Raw genomic sequence first — 21,054 nt, 5'->3', positions numbered from 1 at the left:
GGCCACGTGGCCGGAATCGCGCGGGCCCGCCGCCGCGTCGGCATTACCCCGGCGGTAATCGACCTCTTCGCCGCAGCCCGGGCAAGGTGGAGCCATCGGATCACCGGTCACGGGGATCCGGATCCCGACCAGAACCGACGCCCTCGATGGAGGCTGATTTCCCATGTCCACGCAGACCGACCGTTACGAGAGCGCCGTCGCCCGCTACCTGGAGGCCTGGAACGCGAACGGCGCCGAGGCGCTGGGCAAGGCGGTGGCCGCGGCCTGGACGCCGGACGGCCGCTACACCGACCCCCTCGCCGAGGTCCGCGGCCACGAGCAGATCGCCGCCCTGATCGCCGGGGCGCACGAGCAGTTCCCCGGGTTCACCTTCCGGCTCTCCGGTGCCGTCGACGGGCACCACGACACGGCCCGTTTCTCCTGGGAACTGGTGAGCGAGGCGGACGGTTCCGCGCCGGTCGCCGGGTTCGACGTCATCACCCTGGACGGCGAGGGCCGGATCCGGTCCGTGCTGGGCTTCCTCGACCGGGTGCCGGCCGGGGCGTGAAAGGCGTGCCGGTACGCCCGGCACACGGCGAGGCGGCCGCCCACCTCCGGGGAGTGGACGGCCGCCTCGCGTCACCTGGCCCGGCCCGGACCGGGCGATCGGGACCGTGGCGGTTCACGGCCGGACGATCACGTCGGGCCGGTCTCACGACCGAACGGCCCGTTCGCCGTGCCCGGCGGCCGGACGGCCGGCTGCCCGCCGTCCGCACCGGTCTCGGCCGCCGCGCCGGCACCGGCGGCCGAACGGTCCGTTCGCCGCGTGCTACGGCCGTACGATCGCGTCGATCCGGGCCAGCTCGCCGGCGTCGAAGTCGAGGTTGCGGGCCGCGGCGACGCTGTCCTCCAGCTGCTGCGGGCTGCTCGCACCGACCAGGGCCGAGGTGACCCGGCCGCCGCGCAGCACCCAGGCGAGCGCCATCTGCGCGAGCGACTGACCGCGCGACCTGGCGATCTCGTCCAGCGCCCGCAGCCTGCCGACCAGCTCCGCGGTCACCGCCTCGGAGTTCAGGAAGGGGCTGTCGCTCGCCGCCCTGGAGTCCTCGGGGATGCCGTCGAGGTAACGGCCGGTGAGCAGGCCCTGTTCCAGCGGGGAGTAGGCGATGGAGCCGACCTGGAGTTCGTCGAGGGCGTCGAGCAGCCCCTCGTCCTCCGGCCGGCGGTCGAGCATCGAGTAGCGGGGCTGGTGGATCAGCAGCGGCGTGCCCAGCTCGCCCAGGATCCGGGCGGCCTCGCGGGTCTGCTCCGCCGAGTAGTTGGAGACGCCGACGTAGAGCGCCTTGCCCTGCTGCACCGCCGTGTGCAGCGCGCCCATCGTCTCCTCCAGCGGAGTGTCCGGGTCGAAGCGGTGCGAGTAGAAGATGTCGACGTACTCCAGGCCCATGCGCTCCAGGCTCTGGTCGAGCGAGGACAGCAGGTACTTGCGCGAGCCCCATTCGCCGTACGGGCCGGGCCACATCAGGTAACCGGCCTTGGTGGAGATCACCAGCTCGTCGCGGTACGGCGCGAAGTCGGCCCGCAGCGCCTCGCCGAGCGCGGTCTCGGCGGAGCCGGGCGGCGGGCCGTAGTTGTTGGCCAGGTCGAAGTGGGTGACACCGAGGTCGAAGGCGCGGCGCAGGATGGCGCGCTGGGTGGCGGCCGGGCGGTCGGGGCCGAAGTTGTGCCACAGGCCGAGCGACAGCGCGGGGAGCTTCAGTCCGCTGCGGCCGGTGCGCCGGTAGGGCAGGTCGGCGTAGCGGTCGGGGTGGGCGGTGTACAACGCGACTCCATGAGGGGTGGGGCACGAGATGACCGGTTCCGTCGCATCCGGAACCGGTGTCCCACTCTCGCGCGGGGTGCGGGCAGCGGTCCAACGAAAGAATCCGATCGGATTCAACGGCTAGGCTTCTCAATCATGGAACTGCGTCATCTCCAGCATTTCGTCGCCGTCGCCGAGGACCGGCACTTCACCCGGGCGGCGGAGCGGCTGATGGTCTCGCAGTCGGGCCTGTCGGCCTCCATCCGGGCGCTGGAGCGGGAACTGCGGGCGCCGCTGTTCGTGCGCACCACCCGCCGGGTGACGCTCACCGAGGCCGGGCGCGCGCTGCTCGGCGAGGCGGAGCGGATCCTCGCGCAGGTCCGCTCGGCGCACGAGGCGGTGGCGGCGGTGCAGGGCGTGCTGCGCGGCACCCTGTCGCTGGGCACCGAGCAGTGCATCGCCGGGGTGCATGTGGCGGGGCTGCTCGCCGCGTTCCGGCGGCGCCACCCGGACGTGGAGGTCCGGCTGCGCCAGGCGGGTTCGGGGGCGCTCGCGGAAGGGGTCGCGGCGGGCCGGCTCGATCTGGCGTTCGCCTACCGGACCGAACCCGACGGCGACCGGTTGCGCTCGGTGGCGCTGGCCGGTGAGCCGATGACCGTGCTGTGCCATCCCGGGCACCGGTTCGCGGCGGCCGGGGCGCCGCTCACTCCGCGGGAGGTGGGCGGCGAGGTCTTCGTGGACTTCCATCCCGACTGGGGTCCGCGCCGCACCACGGACGCCGCCTTCGCCCTCGCCGGGGTGCGGCGCACGGTGGCGCTGGAGGTCAACGACGTGCACAGTCTGCTCGACCTGGTCGACGAGGACCTGGGGATCGCGGTGGTCCCCCGTCACTTCCGGCACAAGCGGCCCTCGCTCACCGCGCTGCCGTTCGAGGGCGCCGACGGGACGGCGTACGAGACGGTGGTCCTGCTCCCCGCCGAGCAGGCCGCCAGTCCGGCCGCCCGCGCGCTGGTGGCCCTGCTCGGCACCCGGGGAACAGGGGGGCTGGCTACACCCCCGAAGGGGTTCCAGCCCTCCTGATCGCGCCGCTGCCGCACCGCAGACTCAGGAACGTCCCTTCCCGGCAACGGCGTTCAGGAGCAAGGACGATGGCGGAACACACACGGCGCAGCGTACTGCGCGGCGGTGCGGCGGCCGCGGCGACGGCGGGCCTGCTCGGCGCACCGGCCCTCTCCGCGGGCACGGCAGCCGCCGCGGACCAGCAGCCGACGGCGCGTCATTTCCCTTTCCTTGAGGGAGCGTTCGCCCCGGTCACCGAGGAACTGACGGCGTTCGACCTGCCGGTCACCGGCCGCGTCCCGCGCGAGCTGAACGGGCGCTTTTTGCGCAACGGCCCCAATGTGCTGGGCCTGGAGGATCCGCGGGCGCACCACTGGATGCAGGGCGACGGCATGGTGCACGGGGTGCGGCTGCGCGACGGCCGCGCGGAGTGGTACCGCAACCGGTGGGTGCGTTCCTCGCAGGTGGCGCGGAAGCTCGGGGAGCCCTACCCGGGTCCGGTGCCGCCGGACGACTTCCCGTGCAACACCCACGTGATCGGGCACCGGGGGCGCATCCTCGCGCTCCAGGAGAGCGGACCGCTGCCGTACGAGCTGGACGGCGAGCTGAACACGGTGGGGACCTACGACTTCCGCGGCAGCCTGGAGGGCGCGTTCGCCGCGCACACCAAGTTCGACGCGCACACCGGGGAGCTGCACGCCATCGCGTACTACCCGACCTGGGACCATGTGCGCCACCTGGTCGTCGACCCGGCCGGACGGGTCTCGCGCACCACGCGGATCCCGGTGGCGGACGCGCCGATGCTGCACGACTTCGCGCTCACCGAAAAGTACGTCGTGATCATCGACGCGCCGGTCACCTTCGACCCGGCGGGCGCCGAACGCGGCGACCTGGTGCCCTACATCTGGAACCGGGAACACCCCATGCGGGTGGGGCTGATGCCCCGGGCGGGCGGAAAGGTGCGCTGGATCGGGACGGACCCGGCGTACTACTCGCACACGCTGAACGCCTACGACGAGGGCGGCCGGGTGATCGTCGACCTGACGGTGTATCCGGCGCCCTTCCACCCCGCCGGGCTCGGCTCGGGCGGTCCGTACGGGGCGGGCCACCCGGTCCTGGAGCGCTGGACGGTCGACCCGCACCGCGGCGAGGTGCGCCGGGTGACCGTGGACGGCAGGCCGCAGGAGTTCCCCCGGGTGAACGAGGCGCTGGTGTCACGGCGGCACCGCTACGGCTACTCGGCGGCGGCGGCCGACATGACGCTGGCCTACCAGACGCCGGACGGCAACCCGCCCGACCACGCCTTCTCCAACGAGCTCATCAAGCACGACCTGCTGCGCGGGCGCACCCAGGTGCACCGGCTGCCGACCGGCGCGGCGGCGGGCGAGGCCGTGTTCGTCCCGCGCGACGCGGCGGACCGGCGGGCCGCCGAGGACGACGGGTACACCCTCGCCCATGTGCACAACCCGGACCGGGGCGCCGCCGACCTGGTGATCCTCGCCGCGCAGGACTTCACCGGGGAGCCGGTGGCCCGGGTGCACCTGCCCGGCCGGGTGCCGCTCGGCTTCCACGGAAGCTGGATTCCGGACGCGTGAGAGCGCCCGATGCGCGATGGTGGACGTATGCATGCGAAGGACATCCTCATCGACGGCTACGGCCGCATCCAGGAAGAAGTCCACGCCGTCGTCGACGGCCTGCCGGCCGAGCAGCTCAACGCCCGGCCCGCCGCCGACGCCAACTCGATCGCCTGGCTGGTCTGGCATCTGACCCGCGTCCAGGACGACCACCTCGCGGACGCGTTCGGCCTCGACCAGGTGTGGCTCGCCCAGGACTGGGAGAAACGCTTCGGCCTCGACCTGCACGCGCGCGAGACCGGCTACGGGCACACCCCGCAGAAGGTGGCCAAGGTGCGCGTCGACTCCGGCGACCTGCTGACGGGGTACCACGACGCCGTCCACGAGCAGAGTGTGCGGGCGCTCGGGCGGATGGCGGCGGCGGACCTCGGACGCGTCGTGGACGAGCGCTGGGATCCCCCGGTCACGCTGGGCGTGCGCCTGGTGAGCGTCCTGTCCGACGATCTCCAGCACGTCGGACAGGCCGCCTACGTCAGGGGGCTGCTTCAGAGCGCGGAGGCGTAGCCCGGCAGGACCACGTCCTCGATGAGGGCCCTGCGCTCGTCGAACGGGATGAACGCGCTCTTGACCGCGTTCACCGTGACCGTGCGCAGGTCCTCGACGCTCCAGCCGGCCTCCTCGACCAGCAGGGACATCTCCCGGGTCATCGTCGTCCCCGACACCAGACGGTTGTCGGTGTTGACGGTGACCCGGAAACCGAGGTCCTTCAGGGCGGTGACGGGGTGCTCGGCGATCGAGGTGGCCGCACCGGTCTGGAGGTTGGAGGTCGGGCACATCTCCAGGGCGATGCGGCGGTCGCGCACCCACCCGGCGAGCCGGCCGAGCTTGCCGTCGACGATGTCCTCGGTGATGCGCACGCCGTGGCCGATCCGCTGGGCGCCGCAGACCTGAAGGGCCTGGTGGATGCTGGGCAGGCCGTGGGCCTCGCCGGCGTGGATGGTGAACGGCACGCTCTCGCCGCGCAGGTGCTCGAAGGCGGCGAGGTGGTCGGCGGGCGGGAAGCCGTCCTCGGCACCGGCGATGTCGAAGCCGACGACGCCCGCGTCCCGGAAGGCCACCGCGAGGCCGGCGACCTCCCGGGTGCGGTCGAACATCCGCATGCCGCACAGCAGGGTGCCGACCCGGACGGGGGTGCCGGCCGCCGCCGCCCTGGCCATGCCGGCCGCCAGCCCCTCCTGCACCGCCTCGACGACCTCGGTCAGGCTCAGCCCGCCGTTCACCATCAGCTCGGGCGCGTAGCGGACCTCGCCGTAGACGACGCCGTCCGCGGCCAGGTCGAGCACGTACTCCTCGGCGGTGCGCAGCAGACCCTCGCGGGACTGCATCACCGCGAGGGTGTGCTCGAAGGTGGCTATGTAGCGGACCAGGTCGCCGGAACCGGCCGCCTCGACGTACCAGGCGGCCAGCTCGTCGGGGTCGGTGGTGGGCAGCGTGTGGCCGGCCGCCTGTGCGAGTTCCACGACGGTGGCGGGGCGCAGGCCCCCGTCGAGGTGGTCGTGCAGCACGGCCTTGGGCAGCCGGCGGAGGGTCTCGGTGTCGATGCGCGGGGCGGTCATGTGCGGTCTTTCCTCGGCGGGTGAACGTGTGAAGGTGCGGGCCCCTCGGCGGCGAGGGGCGGGCCGGCCAGGGGGCCGGGCGGCGAGGGGCCGGTCAGGGGGCGGCGGGCTGGAGCAGGTCCCAGCGGTTGCCGTACAGGTCCTCGAACACGGCGACGGTGCCGTACGGCTCGTGACGCGGTTCTTCCAGGAAGGTGACGCCCGCCGCCCGCATCCGGGCGTGGTCGCGGGCGAAGTCGCCGGTGTGCAGGAAGAACCCGACGCGCCCGCCGGTCTGGTCACCGACCCGGGCCCGCTGCTGGTCCCCCTTGGCGCGGGCGAGCAGCAGCGCGGTGCCGTGGTCCGCCTCACCCGGGGCGACGACGACCCAGCGGGAGCCGTCCGGGCGCGGGGCGTCCTCGACGAGGCGGAAGCCGAGGGCACCGGTGTAGAAGCGGATCGCCTCGTCGTAGTCGTCGACGACGAGGGTGACCAGGGCGATATGTCTCATCGGGGCCTTTCGGGGCGGGCGGATGACCGGTGAGGTTATACGTAAAACCTCCGCCGCGCCAGTCGCCCCGGCCCGAAGCGCCGGGGACGGCGGACCGGGGTCGGCGGAGCGGGACCAGCGGGCGCTCGGGAGAGGGAGCGGCAGGCTCTCGGCAGGGAGGCGGCGGGCTCTCGGCAGGGGGTTCCGCAGGATCTCCGCCCGCGGGTCGAGCAGGCTCCCGCCCTGGGTCGGCAGGCCCTTGCCCCCGAGGTCGGCAGTCTCCGCCCACCGGTCCGGCAGGCCCTCGCCCGCGGGGCCAGCAGGCTTGCGCCCACGGGATCAGCAAGTTCCCGCCCTCGGGACCGGCAGGCCCTCGCCTCCGAGGTCAGCAGGCTCCGCCCACCGGGTCAGCAAGCTGCCGCCCTCGGGTCCGGCGGGCTTTCGCCCACGAGGTGAGCAGGCTCCTGCCCAGGGGTCAGCCGTCTCTCGCCCGCGGCTCAGCGCCGCTCTTCGCCCTGGGCTATCTCCACCCGGTGGTGGAAGTCGAGCACGCCGGTGGCGGAGGCGCCGCAGGACAGGGCGGTGCAGGCCAGCAGCAGCCCGGCGATCCAGGCAGCGGCACGGCCCGGGACCTGGGGCGTCGCGAGGAGGGCCTTGACCCGGTGCGGCACCGGTCCCGAGGTGGCGGCGGGCGCGCACTCCGGACGCGCCGAACGGGCCTCCTGCCCGGCCAGCGCGGCACGGGCGATGGCGCGGGCGGTGAGCCGCCGGTCCCCCACGGCCGCGGCGGCGGCCTCGTCGGCGGCGCGTTCGGCCGCCAGGCGGATGCTGCCGCGCACCGGGCGCAGCGCGGGGTGGCAGTGGGCGGCGAGTTCGGCGGCGGCCAGGAAGTAGTGGTGGCCGCCGCGGTTGTGCGCGCGCTCGTGGGCGAACAGCGCCTCGCGCTCGGCGGCGTCGAGGCTGCGCAGCATCGCGGTGGTCACGACGATGCGGTGCGGGCGGCCGGGCAGGGCGTACGCGTCGGGGTGCGGGGAGTCGACGACGCACAGGTCACCGGCGGCCGGCCTGCGGTCGGCCTCCGTGCGGGCGCTGCGAAAGGCCCTCACCTCCCGGACCGCCGCCCGCCCGAGCGTGCCGGCGCACACGGCGAGCGCACCGACGGAGACCGCCGCCGCGGGCACCACCACCAGGTCGGAGGCGGTGTGCAGCGGGTGCACCAGTTCGCCCAGGCCGGCGAAGACGGGCAGCTTGAGCAGGCCGGTCAGGACGAACCCGCCGAGTGCGGCGAGGGAGCAGCCCGCGAGCACGACCGCCGAGACGGTGATCACCCACAGCGCGGTCACGGGCGCGAGAAGGTCCGGCGCGCGCCGGGCCAGTGGCGGCACGGCGAACGGCAGCAGCAGCGGCAGGAGCAGCAGGGCGGTCATCGCTCATCCGGTTCGAGCAGGTCGCGCAGGATGCGCTCGTCGTCGGCGCTGAGCTGGGCGACGAAGCGGGCGAGGACGGTCTGGCGGTCGGTGTCGCGGTCGAGTTCGCAGTGCATGCGGCGGGCGGTCAGCCCGTGGGCGTCCTGCACCGGGTAGTAGGCGTAGCCGCGCCCCTGGCGGCGCCGCTCGACCATGCCCTTCTCGTACAGCCGGGTCAGGATCGTGGTCACCGTGGTGCGGGCCAGGTCGGCGGCCAGTCCCGCCTGCACCTCGCCCGGCGTCCGGGGCGCGCCGGCGGCCCACAGGACGGCCATCACACCGGCCTCCAGCTCACCGGCCGGTCTGCGTTCGTCCTTCGCGTCGGTCATGGGAACGTCCCTCACCCCGTCCTCACCTGCATTCCAGTGGACCGTCTACACAAGAGTAGTCAACCGGGTGCGGTGCCGCCGTCCCGCCTCCCCTCCTCGCGGGCGGGCGGGGCACGGCGGCGCGGGGAGGGGACGGGACGGGCTCAGCTCGCGGCGGCCGGCAGCAGCACGCGGCCGAGGGCACCCGAGAACTGGTCCACCACCTGGGTGAGGGCCTCGCCAGCGCCCGGTGCCACGGTCAGCGTGCCGTCCTCGCGCACGGTGATGTCCTTGTCCAGGGTGAACCAGCCCTGCACGACGTGTGCCGCGCCCATGGAGGTGAGGACGGGACGCAGTGCGTAGTCGATGGCGAGGACGTGGGCGACGGACCCGCCGGTGGCCAGCGGCAGCACGGTCTTGCCGGTGAGGGCGTACTGCGGGAGCAGGTCGAGGAGTGCCTTGAGGACACCGGCGTACGAGGCCTTGTAGACGGGGGTCCCGACCACCACGCCGTCGGCGCGGGCGAAGAGTCCGGCGGCCTCCACTATGGCCGGATGACGCGGATCCGCTCCGAGGAGCGCCTCGGCGGGGACGGCGCGGACGTCGAGGGGGATCACGTCGTGGCCCTGGTCGACCAGTCGCTGGTCGAGGTGGCGCAGCAGGCGGTGCGTGCGGGAGGAGGCGGAGGGGCTGCCGGACACGGACAGGACGGTGGCCATGGGTCCTCTTTCTGGAACGACGGACGGGCCTGGCGGCGGCCGTGACGGACGAGCCCGGCAGGCGCGACGGGAGGGGTGGAGGGCGCGAGGGGGGTGCGGGCGCGGCGGCGGACGCGCGGGCGCACGCCGGCGGGGGGAGGCGGGACGGAGCGGTCACCGGACCCGCCGGCCACCGGCTCGACGACTGCACGGCCCGGCGACTCGAACTCGACGGGAAAGGCGGGGCCTGCCCGAACGGAGGAACGGACCCGCGCGGCCGCCGACGCGGTGTCCGGGCGGTGGGGGGGGTCAGGAGAGCGGCGCGGAGATGCGCGGCGGGCCGGTCAGGCCGCGGTGCGACAGGCTGCGCTGGAGACGCGGGCGAGGTCGACATGGCGTCGCCGCGTGAGAGCCGGTCGCATGTTCATGCCGACGATCGTGGCAGCCGCCGGTGGGGCAGTCAAGGAGAGGCCGACCCGGTCTCGTATGACGGACCGGCTTTGTGGGACGGCCGGTCGCGGGCGGGGCGGGTGAGGGCGGGAGTGTCACCCGTCGGGCATCAGCCAGGGGTCCTGGGGAAGCGGCCGGCCGGTCTCGATCAGGGACTTGAGGTTGGACAGGACCGCCGGCCAGCCCCGTGCCGCGGCGGCGAGTTCCCCGGCGTCGCGGAGGTGCTCGTGGGTGACGGTGAGCCGGACGATGTCGCGATGGGGCCGGACGTCGAAGGTGACCCGGGAGTGGCGGTCCGGCCGCGCCTCGTCCTCGGGCGGGGACCAGGTGAGGACCAGCCGGGTCGGGCGGTCGGACGCGACGACGGTGCCGACCACGTCGGCGACGCCGGAGCCGTCCGTCCGCACGTGTTCCCAGCGGGAGCCCGGCCGCCAGTCCGAGACGTTGCCGTGTCCCCAGTAGGCGGCGGTCACGTCGGCGTCCGTCAGGGCGTCCCAGACCGCCTCGGCGGTGCTCGCGAGGTAGGTGACGTAGACGTGGCTCGGCCGGCCGCTCGGGGCTCGCACCCTCACAGTCACCCAGGCGGTCACCCGCCTGTCAAACGGGGCGCGCCCCGAGGGCCGTCCCGGTGGGGTGCCGTCGCGACTGGGTCCCGGCGGAGCGGCATGCGGGTGGAGTGCGGTCGCGGCGGAGTGGCATGCCGATGGAGCGGTGTCCCGGTGGAGTGCCGGCGCGCGCAGCGGGCATCCGGACAACCGCGGGGACCACGACACGGAGAGGCGAACATGGAGATCAGCGGCATCATCAGTGCCATCGTCATCGGCATCATCATCGGTGTCCTGGGACGGCTCGTCGTTCCGGGCCGCCAGCACATAGGCATCCTGTGGACGATCGTCATCGGCATCGTGGCCGCGCTGATCGGGGCGGCGGTCGCCTCCGCGCTCGGCGTGGCGGACACCGAGGGCGTCGACTGGATCGAGTGGATCATCCAGATCGCGCTCGCCGCGGTGGGTGTGGCCGCACTGGACCGGGCGAAGGCGCCCCGGCGCTGACCGGCCCCCACCCCCGGCGCCGCCCGGCCATCGCCCCGCGCTCCCGGGCGGCGCCGGCGTCTCGGGCCCCGCTGACGGGCGGGTGCGGACACACGCCGCCCCGCCCGTCGCCGCGGTCAGGGCTCGTAGACGTACGGCGTCGTCGTGCTCAGCGGGACGAAGCCGAGGCGTTCGAGGATGGGGCGGCTCTCGCTGCCGGCGTCGACGTGCAGGTAGCGGTAGCCTCGCTCGGCGGCGATGCGGGCGCGGTGGGCGACCAGCGCCCGGTAGATGCCGCGGCCACGCCACTCTTCGGCGGTCCCGCCGCCCCACAGACCGGCGAAGCCGGTGCCCGGCGGCATCTCCATGCGGGCCGCGCTCACCGGCTCGGCACCGGCGAGGGCGACGACGGCGACCAGCGTCTCCGGGGCCGTGGTGAGCTGGGCGAGCAGGCGGTGGCGCAGAGCGCCGTCGTCGGGACCGAAGGCCTTGTCGTGCACGGCGACCATGAGGTCCACGCCGGCCTCGTCGGTGACGGTGTGCAGGCGCACGCCCTCGGGCAGCGCCGCGTCCAGCGACAGGTCCGTGACCTCGGCGACCATGAGCGTCTCCTCCGGTTCGGCTGTGAACCCGGCGGCCGCCAGCCGCCGCCCGAGGTCCGCCGGCCGGTCGTGCCCGTACAGCTTCCATTCGAAGGGGTGGCCCAGCGCGGAGAAGTGGGCCACCTGCTCGGCGATCGCCGCGTCGGCGCCGTCGGCGTCCAGGGCGGACCACAGGACCCCGTTCCAGTCCTGTGCGCTGCTGCCGACATGGCGTATCACGTCCCCGGCGCGTTCGACGCGGGCGGCGGGGGAGTCGGGACGGGCGCGTTCGCGCAGTTCCCGGTCGTAGCGGGCGAGTACCGTGGCATGATCCATGTGCCGGACCCCATCAGAGGCGGCCGCCCGGAGCAACTGGTTTAGGAGCTGCGAACAACAGTGGGCCCGGGCGAATCCGGTTCCCGGCCCGCCTCCGCCACGGTCAGCCCAGTTCCAGGGTGGTGACGCCGAAGATCCGTTCACGGGCGTGCTCACGCACCGGTCCCGTGTACATGCGGGCGGTCTCGAACGTCGGCGTGAGTCCCGCCTCCTCGGCCAGGGCGACACCGGCAGCGCTGATCTCCGGGACGTCCACGGCGATGTCCTGCCCCTGGGCCCCGGCGCACAGCGCGGCGAACAGGGCGCGCGCGTCCTCGGGAGTGTCGGCGAACAGCGGACCGATGCGCAGGCTGTCGCGGGCCGGGCGGAGCACGCCGTAGCCGGTGACCCGGCTTCCGGAGGCGCGGCGCACGAAGGTCCGGTGGCCCTGCGTGGTCAGCCAGCGGCCGAGGAAGCGCGGACGGTCGGCCGGGTGGCAGAGCGCGTCGTAGGCGATGAGGTCCGGCAGGTCCGCGGCAGTGGCGGGCCGCGCACCGGCGGGGTCGTGGGCGGCGGGGGCGGCTCCGGCGAACCGGACGGTGCGGTGGGCCGGACGGAAGCCCGACTGCCGGTAGTTGTCCTGCTGGGCGACGACGCCGTCGAGTCCGACCGTGCGGCTGCCCGCGTGCGCCAGGGCGGTCTTCCAGGTGGTCAGGCCGTGTCCGCGGCCGCGCAGGCCGGGGCGGACGAGGTAGCAGCCCAGGAAGGCGAAGCCGGCGCCGTGGTTCACCACCGAGATCGCGGAGACCGGCTCGCCGCCGATCAGGCCGAGGAAGAAGCCGTCCGGGTCCTGGGCGAAGAAGGCGGGACCGTCGGACAGCCCGGGGTTCCATCCCTCGTCGGCCGCCCACCGGCTGATGACCGGCCAGTCCTCCAGGGTCGCCTGGGTGACGACGAGGTCTTCGCGGGCCTCCAGGACCATCGGTGCGCTCCATTCCTTCGCGGGCGGGTGCGCGCAGCATCCTCGCGGATCACGCCTGCGGACGCCACGGCGGGATCAAGCCGCGCATCGCGGCGGACGACGGGGAGCGGGACGCGGGACACAGGAGGGCCGACGACAAGGCGGGGGTCGGGTCCTGCTCGAAGGGGTCGGTGCGCCGGGTGGGCGCGGGGGCTGTGCGGCGGGTGCGCGTGGGGAGCGCACCGGGCGGGCCGACGCGGAGGGGGCCCGGGGCGGACGGGACCTCGGGCGGAGGTCCCACCGGTGGGGGGACCGGGTGCCGTGGGACACTCCCCTGCGGCCGGGGCGGTCTCAGCGGACCGTGCCGGGCCGGAAGCGCCGGCAGAGGACGGCTCCGCCGAGCAGGAGGGCCGCGCTCACGGCGACGGCGGGCGTCGTCCCGTCCGCACCGGTGTGGGCGAGCGACGTGCCGGTGCGCGGTACGGCCACGGGGTGCGGCACGGGCTTGGGCGCCGGGCGCGGCGTGGAGCGCGCGGGGGGCGTGACAGGGTGCGGCGCGGGCCGCCCGGCGGAGGTGTGGACGGACGTGTTGCCGGTGGCCGGGTTGCCGATGCCCACCACGTTCACCGAGTTGCCGCTGACGTTCACGGGCACGTGCACCGGGAGCTGGACGCCGTTGCCGGAGAGCACACCAGGCGAATCCTTTCCGCTCTCGCGTGCCGTCACTCCTCCGGTGGACGGCGCGGCGCCCCGCCCGCCGGAGGTGCCGGCGCACCGGTTCCCCGCCGCGGGGTTGAGGAGACCGACGACGTTCACCGTGTCGCCGCACACGTTCACCGGGACGTGCACCGGGAGCTGAAGGGTGTCGCCGGCGAGCAGCCCGGGCGAGCCGGCCGCGGCGCCGTCCGCGGTGGCACCCCCGTCGGCCGCGAACGCGGCGGACACCGGCACGGCCATCGCCAGCGCGCCGGAGGCGGCGACGGCGATCACACCATTTCGGGTAACCCGTTTCATAGGTCCTGTGCCTTCCAGACATGGTCGCGGACGCTTGCCCGCACCGGGTAGAACGCGGGTCGGCCAACCGGGTTATGGCCGGTCCGTGATTCACCCCTGCCGGTGGTGCGCCGACCGTCTCCCGGCGGCCTCTTCTCGAACGGGGCGGGGAGCGTCGTACGTCTGACGGAACGGTCCTGCACCGGAATTCCACCGGGAGGCGCGGGGCCCGGGGCCCGCTTATGGTGAGCGAGGGCGTTGTCCCGGTCCGCGGCGGAGCGCCCCTGGAGGCATCCATGCTGGCCAAGCCGTCGACGCGGTCCGCGGCCCGGCGCTGTGTCTGCGTCGGGGCCGTCGCTCTGGCCCTGTGCGGTGCGGGCCCGCCTCTGGCCGCCGCGGGCGCGGGACCGGCGGGCCTGGACCGCTTCTACCGGCAGAAGGTGACGTGGACGGCGTGCGAGACGGGCGCGCCCAAGGACCTGCAGTGCGGCAAGGTCACCGTCCCCGTCGACTACGCCCGCCCGGCCGCCGGCACCCTCGACCTCGCGCTGGCCCGGTACCGGGCCACGGGAGGTTCGCGGGGCTCGGTGGTGCTGAACTTCGGCGGCCCCGGCGGCTCGGGCGTGTCCGAACTGGCGCTCGGCGGACGGCAGTTCATGGACCTGACCAACGGCTACGACGTGGTCAGCTTCGATCCGCGGGGTGTCGGCAGGTCCTCCCCCGTCAGCTGCGGCGTCGACGCCGGCGGCTCCTCCGGCTCGGGCGGTGACACCGGTGCCGCGCAGGCCGACCTGGGCGACGCGCGGGCCGCGCGCAAGGCGCTCGCCGAGTGGAAGAAACTGGCGGCCGAGTGCACCGGCCACGCCGGTCCGGTCCTGCGCCACATGGGCACCGTCGACGCGGCCCGGGACCTCGACGTGATCCGGCAGGCCCTCGGGGACGGGAAACTCAACTACCTGGGCTTCTCCTACGGCACCCGGCTCGGGGCGGTGTACGCGGCCGAGTTCCCCCGAAAGGTCGGGCGGATGGCCCTGGACGGGGTGGACACGCTGACCGAACCGCTGGCGGAGCAGGGCCTGGTCGCGGCGGAGGGCCAGCAGACCGCGCTCGACGACTTCCTCGACTGGTGCGTGCAGGACATCGCCTGCCCGTTCGGCCAGGACCGGCGCCAGGCCGGTGACCAGGTCGTCCAGCTCGTCAGGTCGCTCGACGAGAACCCGGTGCCGACGGGCCTCGGCGGCCGGCTGACCGGCCAGCAACTCGTCGGCGCGATCGGCCAGGCCCTGTACAGCAAGGCGCTGTGGCCCTCGCTGGAGCGGGCGGTCGCCTCGCTGGTGCAGGACGGCGACACCCGCCCCGTCCAGTCCCTCGCCTCCGGCGGCATGGCACTTCCGGTCCGGGAGCGTCCGCAGGACCCGCGGAACCCGCAGGACCGGCCGTACCCCACGGCCCGGCCGAGCACGCGCGACACCCCGCGACCACGCGGCGGCGGGCTGGTGAACGGCGCGGACGTCCCGCTGGACAACGCGCCGGCCGCGATGATGGCGGTCAACTGCGCGGACGACCCGGACCGCCCGAGCGCCGAGCAGCTGACCAAGGACCTCGGGCGGCTCGGCGCGGAGTACGCGCAGGCCTCGCCGGTCTTCGGACGCTACCGGCTCAACGAATTGCTGATGTGCTACGGCCGCCCCAGGGGCACCGACTACATCCGCACGAAGGTCCGGAACGTCGACACGGCGAAGATGCTCCTCGTCGGCACCCGCGGCGATCCGGCGACCCCGTACCGCTGGACCGTGGAGACGGCGCAGCGCCTGGGCTCCTCCGCGGTGGTGCTCGACAACCGCAGCGACGGCCACACCGGCTACGGATCGTCCTCGTGCGTGCACCGCAAGGTGGACGACTTCCTGCTGTACGGCTCGCTGCCCGCCGACGGCAGTTCGTGCCCGGCGGACCCGCAGCCCGGCACGAGCGGGTGAGGGGCCGGCCGCTCGCCCCTCCCCCGCGCGCGGCGTCCCCCGTACGGACCAACGAGGGGCCAGGGGGCAACCAGCCGGCCCGCCCGGTGGTCACACTGGACGGGCGCGGGCGGGAAGGCGCACGGCCGCCCGGCGGCCGTGACCGGGCCCGGCCCTGACCACGCGCCCCGCACGCGCACGACCACGGACGTCACCCTGGGGGATCCATGCGTATCCGTACCGCCGTCGCTCTTTCGGCCGCGCCGGCCGCCGTCGCCGCCCTGCTGCTGTCCGCCCCGCCCGTACAGGCGGCCTCCGGGCACGCCGCCGCGCACGCCGCCAAGCCTGCCGCTCCCGCCTGCGCCGGGTCGCGGCTGACCGTCCGGGCGCGGGCCGTGCCCGCCGACCGGACCGTGGTCCGCGTCCAGGTCACCAACCACGGCCGGGCGTGCACCGTCGACCGCGTCCCCACGGTCACCTTCGGGGACCTGGACGGCGCGGCGCAGCCGGTTCCGCCGGGCGGGAGCGGCCCGTACCGGCTGGACGCCGGCAGGACCGCGTACGCGGCGGTGCGCACGGTGGCGCACCCGGCGGACCCCGAGGTCCGCCGGGTGGGCTCGCTGACCGTCTGGGCGGACCCGTCGGCGCCGGGCCGCGTCTTCACCGCGGCCGAGCTGGGCACGGGCGGCTCGGTCAGGGTGTGGGAGCCGGTGACGACCTGGTGGCAGCCGTCGGCCGCCGCCGCGGACCGGGCGATCGGGCTCAGCCGCTGACGATCTCCGGGCGGTAGAGGTCGAGCCACACGGCCAGGTCGAGGGTCTTCTCCAGGCCGCGCCGTGCCGCCTGCGTGCTGACGGGGGTGTCGCGGTGCGCGGCGCGGCGCACCCGCTCCCGGTCGACCAGTTCGAACACCGGGTGGTCGGGCCGGGCGAGCAGGTCCTTGACGTGGTTCTGCAGGGCGGTCGCGTAGGCGGGGTCCTGGGTCGACGGGTAGGGGCTCTTGACCCTGTCGTACACGGACCTGGGCAGCAGGTCCGCGGTCGCCTCCCGCAGCAGGCTCTTCTCCCGTCCGTCGAACGACTTCAGGGACCAGGGCGTGTTGTAGACGTACTCCACGAGCCGGTGGTCGCAGAACGGCACGCGGACCTCCAGGCCGACGGCCATGCTCATCCGGTCCTTGCGGTCCAGCAGGACGCGGACGAAGCGGGTCAGGTGCAGGTGGCAGATCTGCCGCATCCGGTACTCGAAGTCGCTCTCGCCGTCCAGGCGGCGGATGGCGGAGACGGCGGTGCGGTAGCCGTCCGCGACGTACGCCGGCAGGTCCAGGGCGCGGGCGAGGTCCGGGCGCATGACGTCGCCGTCGTCGCCGAAGTCGCGGGTGAAGCGCACCAGCCAGGGGAAGGTGTCCGCGCGGCGGGCCTCCTCGTCGAAGAACTGGAGGTAGCCGCCGAAGACCTCGTCGGCGGACTCGCCGGACAGGGCGACGGTGGAGTGGTCGCGGATGCTGCGGAACAGCAGGTACAGCGAGGCGTCCATGTCGCCGAAGCCCATGGGCAGGTCACGGGCCCTCAGCACCCGTGCCCGCACCTCCGGGTCGGCCAGTGACTGCGCGTCGAGCACGATGTCCTGGTGGTCGGTGTCGGCGGCGCGGGCCAGGTCATGCACGAACGGCGTGTCGGGGGTGCCGCGCAGTTCGTCGGCGACGAACCGGTCGCTCTGGCCGACGAAGTCGACGGCGAAGCTGCGCACCTTCTCGCCCTGCTCGGCCAGTTGCCGGGCGGCCAGCGCGGTCATCGCGGACGAGTCGAGGCCGCCGGAGAGCAGGGTGCAGCGGGGCACGTCGGCGACGAGCTGGCGGCGCACGATGTCGTCGAGGAGGGAGCGCACGGTGGCGATGGTGGTGTCGCGGTCGTCGGTGTGCGGCCGGGTCTCCAGCTGCCAGTAGACGCGGGTGCGCAGACCGCCCCGGTCGACGGTGACGACCGTGCCGGGCCGGACCTCGCGCATGCCGTCCCACACGGCGTGGCCCGGTGTCTTGACGAAGGTGAACAGCTCACGCAGGCCGTCGAGGGTCACCCGGGGGCGGACCAGCGGGTTGGCGAGGATCGCCTTGGGCTCGGAGCCGAAGAGGACGCCGTCGGGCGTCGGGTGGTAGTAGAACGGCTTGATGCCCATGCGGTCGCGGATCATGACGAGCTTGTCGTGCCGGCCGTCCCAGACGGCGAAGGCGTACATGCCGTTGAGCCGCTCGGCGACACCGTCGCCCCATTCCAGGTAGCCGCGCAGCACGACCTCGGTGTCGGAGTCGGTGGTGAAGCGGTGACCGCGCGCGGTGAGGTCGGTGCGCAGCTCCGTGAAGTTGTAGGCCTCGCCCGAGTAGACCAGCGCGACGGTGCCGTCCGGGGTGGTCTCGCTCATCGGCTGGCGCCCGCCGGGCAGGTCGATGATCGCGAGCCTGCGGTGACCGAGCGCCGCGGGTCCCTGGGCCCACGTCCCCCGGTCGTCGGGGCCGCGGCAGGCCATCGTCTCCGTCATCGCGTCCAGCGTCGCGGCCTCGGAACGCAGGTCGCGGTCGAAGGAGACCCAGCCGGTGATGCCGCACATGTCGTACCTCCAGCGAACCAGTTGTACCCAGCACCTATATGACGAGCGTGTTTCACCCGCCCGGGACCGTCAACGCGGCCGCAACCCGCACGGCCCTGCGACCCCCGCGCTTTCGGCCGGACTTTGCCTCCCGGAGATCCGCCGGCCGGCCGCCGACCGGGGGCGGTCCGGGACGGTCCGCCCCGATCCGGCCACCGGCAAAGACTTGTCCAACGGACGCCGTCCTTCCGCCTCCGTACACGATCTCCGGAGGCGGCGCGTGCCGCCTCCGGGCGACCGTGACTTCCCGGACGGGCATGGCCGTCCGGACCGACGTGGCCTGTCGGGCCGGCGTGGCCCACCGGACCGCCGTGGCGCACCGAGCCGGCATGGCCCTGCGGACCGGCATGGCCCACCGGGCCGGCGTGATCTTCCGGGCCCGCACGGTCCTCGGGCCGTGTACCGGCAAGCGAGCGCCCGCAGCAACCAGTTACCCCGCCCGCGGCGACCGATTACTCCAAATGCCCGATATGCGAATCCGCCCTATGGTGCTGTCATGGAGCACGATCTGAGTCCCGCGACCCTCGCCGAGCTGCGGCGCCCGCGCAGCTATCCCGCGGTGTCCGTGCTGACGCCGACACATCGCAGGGAACCCGACAACGCCCAGGACCGGCTCCGGCTGCGCAACGCCGTGGCCGAGGCCAAGAAGCAGTTGGAGACCGACCCGGCGGTCACCCGGGAACGCCGGACCGACGTCGAACGCCAGCTCGATCAGGCGCTGTCCGAGGTGGACCTGACCTACGCCGAGGACGGGTTGCTGATCTTCGCCGCGCCCGGTGAGCACCAGGTGTGGTCGCTCGGCCGCAGCGTGCCGGAGCGGGTGGTGCTCTCGGACACCTTCCTCACCCGCAACCTGGTCTCCGCGAACGCGGCCGAGCGGCCCTTCTGGGTGCTGTCCGTCTCCGCCGACCGCATGACCCTGTGGAGCGGCGGCGGGGGCCGGATCGCCGAGGACCGCACCGGCGGCTTCCCGCGGATCCGGGACCTCGACGAGAACTTCGACGCCGAACGGCAGGAGCGGATCGGTGACGCGCCGAGCACCTTCCGCGACGAACGCACCCGGCAGTTCCTGCGGGAGACCGACACCGCGATGGGCGCGGTGCTGCGCGAGCACCCGCGCCCGCTGTACGTCACCGGCGAGCCGGGCGCGCTGGCGGTCCTCGACGAGTGCGGCGGTGTCGCCCGCGACGCGGTGCACGTCCCGCACGGCGGTCTGGCGCACGGCACGCCCGAGGCGGTGCGGCGGGCGCTCCGGCCGGTGCTGGAGGCACAGGCTCGCGAGGACACCGAGGCCGTCGCCCGGGAGCTGGAGGCGGCGCGCGGGCGCAAGGCGTTCGCCGCGGGCGTCGACGAGTTGTGGCGCAGCGCCCGCGAGGGCCGTATCCGGCTGCTGGCCGTCGAGGAGAACTACCGGGTGACCGTGCGCGACGACGCCGGCGACCACCTGGTCCCGGCCGAGGGCGGCGACCTCGACGCCCGCGAGGACATCGTGGACGAGATCGTCGAGCAGTGCCTGGAGACCGGGGCCCAGGTGCGCTTCGTGCCCGACGGCACCCTCGGCGACGAGCAGGGCATCGCCGCCGTGCTGCGCTACTGAGCGCGCCGCCCGGGCCCCGGCCGCCCTCCTCGTCGGCGTCTACGCTACGGCGCAACCGTCGACGAGGAGGAACGCACGTGGGTGAGCTGCTGGGCGTGGCGGTGCTGGGCGCCGGACACATGGGGGCCGATCACGTACGGCGCCTGGACCGGGTGGTGAGCGGTGCCAGGGTGGCCGCGGTCGCCGACCCCGACACCGCACGGGCCGAGGAGGCGCTGGACGGCATCGCCGGGGCCTCGGTGCACGCCGATGCGGTGGCCGCCCTCGACGCGCCCGGCGTCGACGCGGTCCTGGTCGCCTCCCCCGGGCCCGCGCACGAGGAGGCACTGCTCGCGTCCTTCGCGCGCGGGCTGCCGGTGCTGTGCGAGAAGCCGATGGTGCCGGACTCGGCCGGTGCGCTGCGGGTGGTGGAGGCGGAGGCGCGGCTGGGCCGGCGGCTGGCGCAGATCGGTTTCATGCGGCGCTACGACGCGGGGTACCGGCAGCTCAAGTCACTGCTGGACAGCGGGGAGCTGGGGCGGGCGCTGATGCTGCACTGCACCCACCGCAACGTCTCCTCCCCGCCGCACTTCACCAGCGCCATGCTGGTCAACAGCTCGGTGTCGCACGAGATCGACGCGGCCCGCTGGCTGCTCGGGCAGGAGCTGACCGCGGTCACCGTCCTGCGTCCGGCGGCTTCCTCCGGGGCTCCCGAGGGGCTGCTCGACCCGCAGTTCGTGCTCTTCGAGACGGAGCGGGGCGCGCTGGTGGACGTGGAGGTCTTCGTCAACTGCGGCTTCGGCTACCAGGTGCGGTGCGAGGCGGTGGGCGAACGGGGCAGCGCCCGGGTCGGCGACGACCACGGCATGGTCGTCACCCGGCGGGGCCGCGCGCGCGAGCAGGTGCCGCAGGACTACCTCGTGCGCTTCGCCGACGCCTACGACCGCGAGGTGCAGGCATGGGTCGACGCCACCCGCAGCGGGCGCGTCACCGGGCCCGGCGCGTGGGACGGCTACGCCGCCTCCGTCGTCGCCGAGGCGGGGGTGCGTTCGCTGGAGCACGGCGGCCGGGTGCCGGTCGACCTGGCGCCCCGCCCGGACCTGTACGCCCCCGGCGCCCTCTGAGCACGGGGTACGGGCCGCGGGCTCCCTCACACCGCGCCGAACAGGGCGCTCAGGCCGCGGTCGACGGCGGCGCCGACATCCTCCGTGCCGGGCGCGACGACGGCGTAACTGCGCAGGAGGAAGCGGCGCAGCGCCGGGGAGTCGAACTGGAGGAGGGCCATGCCCGACCGGGAGTGCAGTTCGATCGCCGTACGGGAGCCCCCGCAGGGCCAGAAGTGCACGTCGCCCGCTCCGGCCGGCTGTTCGAGGCCTTCTTCCAGCAGGATGCGGGAGAAGGTCCAGGTGACCTCCTCCCCGTCGAGGGAGGCCTCGGGCGGGAAGTCGATGTGCACGGCCAGCGGGTCCGCGGAGGCGTAGCGGAGCATGGCGGGCACGGTGAGTTCCTGTCCGTCCGCGGTGATCAGACGGGCGCGGGCGGACTGCTCGAGGGTGGTGTCCATGGTCGGTCTCCCCTG

At 74.3% G+C, this 21,054-nt stretch carries 22 protein-coding genes; 9 read left to right on the top strand and 13 right to left on the bottom strand.

Annotated features, from left to right (window positions below; translation table 11 throughout):
* Positions 1–163: 163 nt before the first annotated feature.
* Positions 164–547, top strand: a complete 384-nt coding sequence (locus tag AC6I72_RS28740) for a nuclear transport factor 2 family protein (RefSeq protein ID WP_498004042.1) — start codon at positions 164–166, stop codon at positions 545–547.
* 261 nt (positions 548–808) lie between these two features.
* Here the strand turns inward: AC6I72_RS28740 and mgrA are convergent, their stop codons facing one another.
* Positions 809–1,801, bottom strand: coding sequence for an L-glyceraldehyde 3-phosphate reductase (gene mgrA / locus AC6I72_RS28735; RefSeq protein WP_498004041.1), 993 nt, complete (start codon positions 1,799–1,801; stop codon positions 809–811).
* 135 nt (positions 1,802–1,936) lie between these two features.
* On the opposite strand from mgrA, the gene AC6I72_RS28730 reads away from it, so the two are divergent.
* The 3 genes from AC6I72_RS28730 to AC6I72_RS28720 all read left to right on the top strand — a co-directional run bounded on the left by AC6I72_RS28730 (position 1,937) and on the right by AC6I72_RS28720 (position 4,977).
* Positions 1,937–2,860 (top strand): LysR family transcriptional regulator, encoded by a 924-nt coding sequence (locus tag AC6I72_RS28730; protein ID WP_498004040.1) that lies wholly within the window; start codon positions 1,937–1,939, stop codon positions 2,858–2,860.
* Between the two features lie 68 nt (positions 2,861–2,928).
* Positions 2,929–4,434 carry a carotenoid oxygenase family protein gene (locus AC6I72_RS28725; RefSeq protein ID WP_498004039.1) on the top strand — a complete coding sequence of 502 codons (1,506 nt, stop codon included), beginning with the start codon at positions 2,929–2,931 and terminating at the stop codon, positions 4,432–4,434.
* Between the two features lie 27 nt (positions 4,435–4,461).
* Positions 4,462–4,977, top strand: coding sequence for a mycothiol transferase (locus AC6I72_RS28720; protein ID WP_498004038.1), 516 nt, complete (start codon positions 4,462–4,464; stop codon positions 4,975–4,977).
* Here the strand turns inward: AC6I72_RS28720 and AC6I72_RS28715 are convergent.
* The 7 genes from AC6I72_RS28715 to AC6I72_RS28685 form a co-directional block, all read right to left on the bottom strand.
* Entirely contained in the window at positions 4,959–6,029 is a 1,071-nt protein-coding gene (locus tag AC6I72_RS28715; RefSeq protein WP_498004037.1) for an adenosine deaminase, read from the bottom strand. The two genes, AC6I72_RS28720 and AC6I72_RS28715, sit on opposite strands and share 19 nt — an antisense overlap.
* Positions 6,030–6,123: 94 nt before the next feature.
* On the bottom strand, positions 6,124–6,519 hold the full coding sequence (locus AC6I72_RS28710) for a VOC family protein (RefSeq protein ID WP_498004036.1): 396 nt from the start codon (positions 6,517–6,519) through the stop codon (positions 6,124–6,126).
* A 476-nt stretch (positions 6,520–6,995) separates the two neighbouring features.
* Entirely contained in the window at positions 6,996–7,925 is a 930-nt protein-coding gene (locus AC6I72_RS28705) for a M48 family metalloprotease (RefSeq protein ID WP_498004035.1), read from the bottom strand.
* Entirely contained in the window at positions 7,922–8,293 is a 372-nt protein-coding gene (locus AC6I72_RS28700; protein WP_498004034.1) for a BlaI/MecI/CopY family transcriptional regulator, read from the bottom strand. The genes AC6I72_RS28705 and AC6I72_RS28700 overlap by 4 nt, the downstream gene beginning before the upstream one ends.
* A gap of 143 nt (positions 8,294–8,436) precedes the next feature.
* Positions 8,437–8,991: an NADPH-dependent FMN reductase gene (gene ssuE, locus AC6I72_RS28695; protein WP_498004033.1), complete on the bottom strand. Its 555-nt coding sequence runs from the start codon at positions 8,989–8,991 to the stop codon at positions 8,437–8,439.
* A gap of 323 nt (positions 8,992–9,314) precedes the next feature.
* A complete protein-coding gene (locus AC6I72_RS28690; protein WP_498004843.1) occupies positions 9,315–9,392 on the bottom strand; it encodes a putative leader peptide in 78 nt (25 codons plus the stop codon).
* A gap of 123 nt (positions 9,393–9,515) precedes the next feature.
* Complete coding sequence (locus tag AC6I72_RS28685) at positions 9,516–9,986, bottom strand: SRPBCC family protein (RefSeq protein WP_498004032.1); 471 nt, start codon at positions 9,984–9,986, stop codon at positions 9,516–9,518.
* A 219-nt stretch (positions 9,987–10,205) separates the two neighbouring features.
* On the opposite strand from AC6I72_RS28685, the gene AC6I72_RS28680 reads away from it, so the two are divergent.
* Positions 10,206–10,472 carry a GlsB/YeaQ/YmgE family stress response membrane protein gene (locus AC6I72_RS28680; RefSeq protein ID WP_498004031.1) on the top strand — a complete coding sequence of 89 codons (267 nt, stop codon included), beginning with the start codon at positions 10,206–10,208 and terminating at the stop codon, positions 10,470–10,472.
* Between the two features lie 116 nt (positions 10,473–10,588).
* On the opposite strand, the gene AC6I72_RS28675 is transcribed toward AC6I72_RS28680, so the two are convergent.
* The 3 genes from AC6I72_RS28675 to AC6I72_RS28665 form a co-directional block, all read right to left on the bottom strand.
* Positions 10,589–11,368, bottom strand: a complete 780-nt coding sequence (locus AC6I72_RS28675; protein WP_498004030.1) for a GNAT family N-acetyltransferase — start codon at positions 11,366–11,368, stop codon at positions 10,589–10,591.
* Positions 11,369–11,471: 103 nt separating this feature from the next.
* Complete coding sequence (locus AC6I72_RS28670; RefSeq protein WP_498004029.1) at positions 11,472–12,329, bottom strand: GNAT family N-acetyltransferase; 858 nt, start codon at positions 12,327–12,329, stop codon at positions 11,472–11,474.
* Positions 12,330–12,659: 330 nt separating this feature from the next.
* Complete coding sequence (locus tag AC6I72_RS28665) at positions 12,660–13,322, bottom strand: chaplin (RefSeq protein WP_498004028.1); 663 nt, start codon at positions 13,320–13,322, stop codon at positions 12,660–12,662.
* Positions 13,323–13,597: 275 nt separating this feature from the next.
* Here AC6I72_RS28665 and AC6I72_RS28660 point away from each other — a divergent pair, with 275 nt between their 5' ends.
* Positions 13,598–15,277 carry an alpha/beta hydrolase gene (locus tag AC6I72_RS28660; protein ID WP_498004027.1) on the top strand — a complete coding sequence of 560 codons (1,680 nt, stop codon included), beginning with the start codon at positions 13,598–13,600 and terminating at the stop codon, positions 15,275–15,277.
* Positions 15,278–15,483: 206 nt separating this feature from the next.
* Complete coding sequence (locus AC6I72_RS28655) at positions 15,484–16,029, top strand: DUF4232 domain-containing protein (RefSeq protein WP_498004026.1); 546 nt, start codon at positions 15,484–15,486, stop codon at positions 16,027–16,029.
* On the opposite strand, the gene asnB is transcribed toward AC6I72_RS28655, so the two are convergent.
* A complete protein-coding gene (gene asnB / locus AC6I72_RS28650; RefSeq protein WP_498004025.1) occupies positions 16,019–17,860 on the bottom strand; it encodes an asparagine synthase (glutamine-hydrolyzing) in 1,842 nt (613 codons plus the stop codon). The two genes, AC6I72_RS28655 and asnB, sit on opposite strands and share 11 nt — an antisense overlap.
* A 535-nt stretch (positions 17,861–18,395) precedes the next feature.
* Between asnB and AC6I72_RS28645 the strand changes: the two genes are divergently transcribed.
* The gene (locus tag AC6I72_RS28645; RefSeq protein WP_498004024.1) at positions 18,396–19,496 is read left to right on the top strand and encodes a baeRF3 domain-containing protein; all 1,101 of its coding nucleotides are present in this window, start codon (positions 18,396–18,398) and stop codon (positions 19,494–19,496) included.
* 77 nt (positions 19,497–19,573) lie between these two features.
* On the top strand, positions 19,574–20,599 hold the full coding sequence (locus tag AC6I72_RS28640) for a Gfo/Idh/MocA family protein (RefSeq protein WP_498004023.1): 1,026 nt from the start codon (positions 19,574–19,576) through the stop codon (positions 20,597–20,599).
* A gap of 26 nt (positions 20,600–20,625) precedes the next feature.
* Here the strand turns inward: AC6I72_RS28640 and AC6I72_RS28635 are convergent, their stop codons facing one another.
* Complete coding sequence (locus AC6I72_RS28635; RefSeq protein ID WP_498004022.1) at positions 20,626–21,039, bottom strand: SsgA family sporulation/cell division regulator; 414 nt, start codon at positions 21,037–21,039, stop codon at positions 20,626–20,628.
* Between the last annotated feature and the right edge of the window lie 15 nt (positions 21,040–21,054).

This window comes from Streptomyces sp. Xyl84 (genome assembly GCF_059731885.1).
The sequence above is the reverse complement of the archived record's forward strand: the minus strand, read 5'-3'. Positions and strand labels throughout refer to the sequence as shown.

Coding starts and splice junctions, on each gene's coding strand:
- AC6I72_RS28710 (WP_498004036.1), bottom strand. CDS start 6,519: ATGAGACATATCGCCCTGGTCACCCTCGTCGTCGACGACTACGACGAG.
- AC6I72_RS28670 (WP_498004029.1), bottom strand. CDS start 12,329: ATGGTCCTGGAGGCCCGCGAAGACCTCGTCGTCACCCAGGCGACCCTG.
- AC6I72_RS28730 (WP_498004040.1), top strand. CDS start 1,937: ATGGAACTGCGTCATCTCCAGCATTTCGTCGCCGTCGCCGAGGACCGG.
- AC6I72_RS28655 (WP_498004026.1), top strand. CDS start 15,484: ATGCGTATCCGTACCGCCGTCGCTCTTTCGGCCGCGCCGGCCGCCGTC.
- AC6I72_RS28680 (WP_498004031.1), top strand. CDS start 10,206: ATGGAGATCAGCGGCATCATCAGTGCCATCGTCATCGGCATCATCATC.
- AC6I72_RS28690 (WP_498004843.1), bottom strand. CDS start 9,392: ATGCGACCGGCTCTCACGCGGCGACGCCATGTCGACCTCGCCCGCGTC.
- AC6I72_RS28675 (WP_498004030.1), bottom strand. CDS start 11,368: ATGGATCATGCCACGGTACTCGCCCGCTACGACCGGGAACTGCGCGAA.
- ssuE (WP_498004033.1), bottom strand. CDS start 8,991: ATGGCCACCGTCCTGTCCGTGTCCGGCAGCCCCTCCGCCTCCTCCCGC.
- AC6I72_RS28700 (WP_498004034.1), bottom strand. CDS start 8,293: ATGACCGACGCGAAGGACGAACGCAGACCGGCCGGTGAGCTGGAGGCC.
- asnB (WP_498004025.1), bottom strand. CDS start 17,860: ATGTGCGGCATCACCGGCTGGGTCTCCTTCGACCGCGACCTGCGTTCC.
- AC6I72_RS28715 (WP_498004037.1), bottom strand. CDS start 6,029: ATGACCGCCCCGCGCATCGACACCGAGACCCTCCGCCGGCTGCCCAAG.
- AC6I72_RS28720 (WP_498004038.1), top strand. CDS start 4,462: ATGCATGCGAAGGACATCCTCATCGACGGCTACGGCCGCATCCAGGAA.
- AC6I72_RS28665 (WP_498004028.1), bottom strand. CDS start 13,322: ATGAAACGGGTTACCCGAAATGGTGTGATCGCCGTCGCCGCCTCCGGC.
- AC6I72_RS28660 (WP_498004027.1), top strand. CDS start 13,598: ATGCTGGCCAAGCCGTCGACGCGGTCCGCGGCCCGGCGCTGTGTCTGC.
- AC6I72_RS28635 (WP_498004022.1), bottom strand. CDS start 21,039: ATGGACACCACCCTCGAGCAGTCCGCCCGCGCCCGTCTGATCACCGCG.
- AC6I72_RS28645 (WP_498004024.1), top strand. CDS start 18,396: ATGGAGCACGATCTGAGTCCCGCGACCCTCGCCGAGCTGCGGCGCCCG.
- AC6I72_RS28725 (WP_498004039.1), top strand. CDS start 2,929: ATGGCGGAACACACACGGCGCAGCGTACTGCGCGGCGGTGCGGCGGCC.
- AC6I72_RS28705 (WP_498004035.1), bottom strand. CDS start 7,925: ATGACCGCCCTGCTGCTCCTGCCGCTGCTGCTGCCGTTCGCCGTGCCG.
- AC6I72_RS28740 (WP_498004042.1), top strand. CDS start 164: ATGTCCACGCAGACCGACCGTTACGAGAGCGCCGTCGCCCGCTACCTG.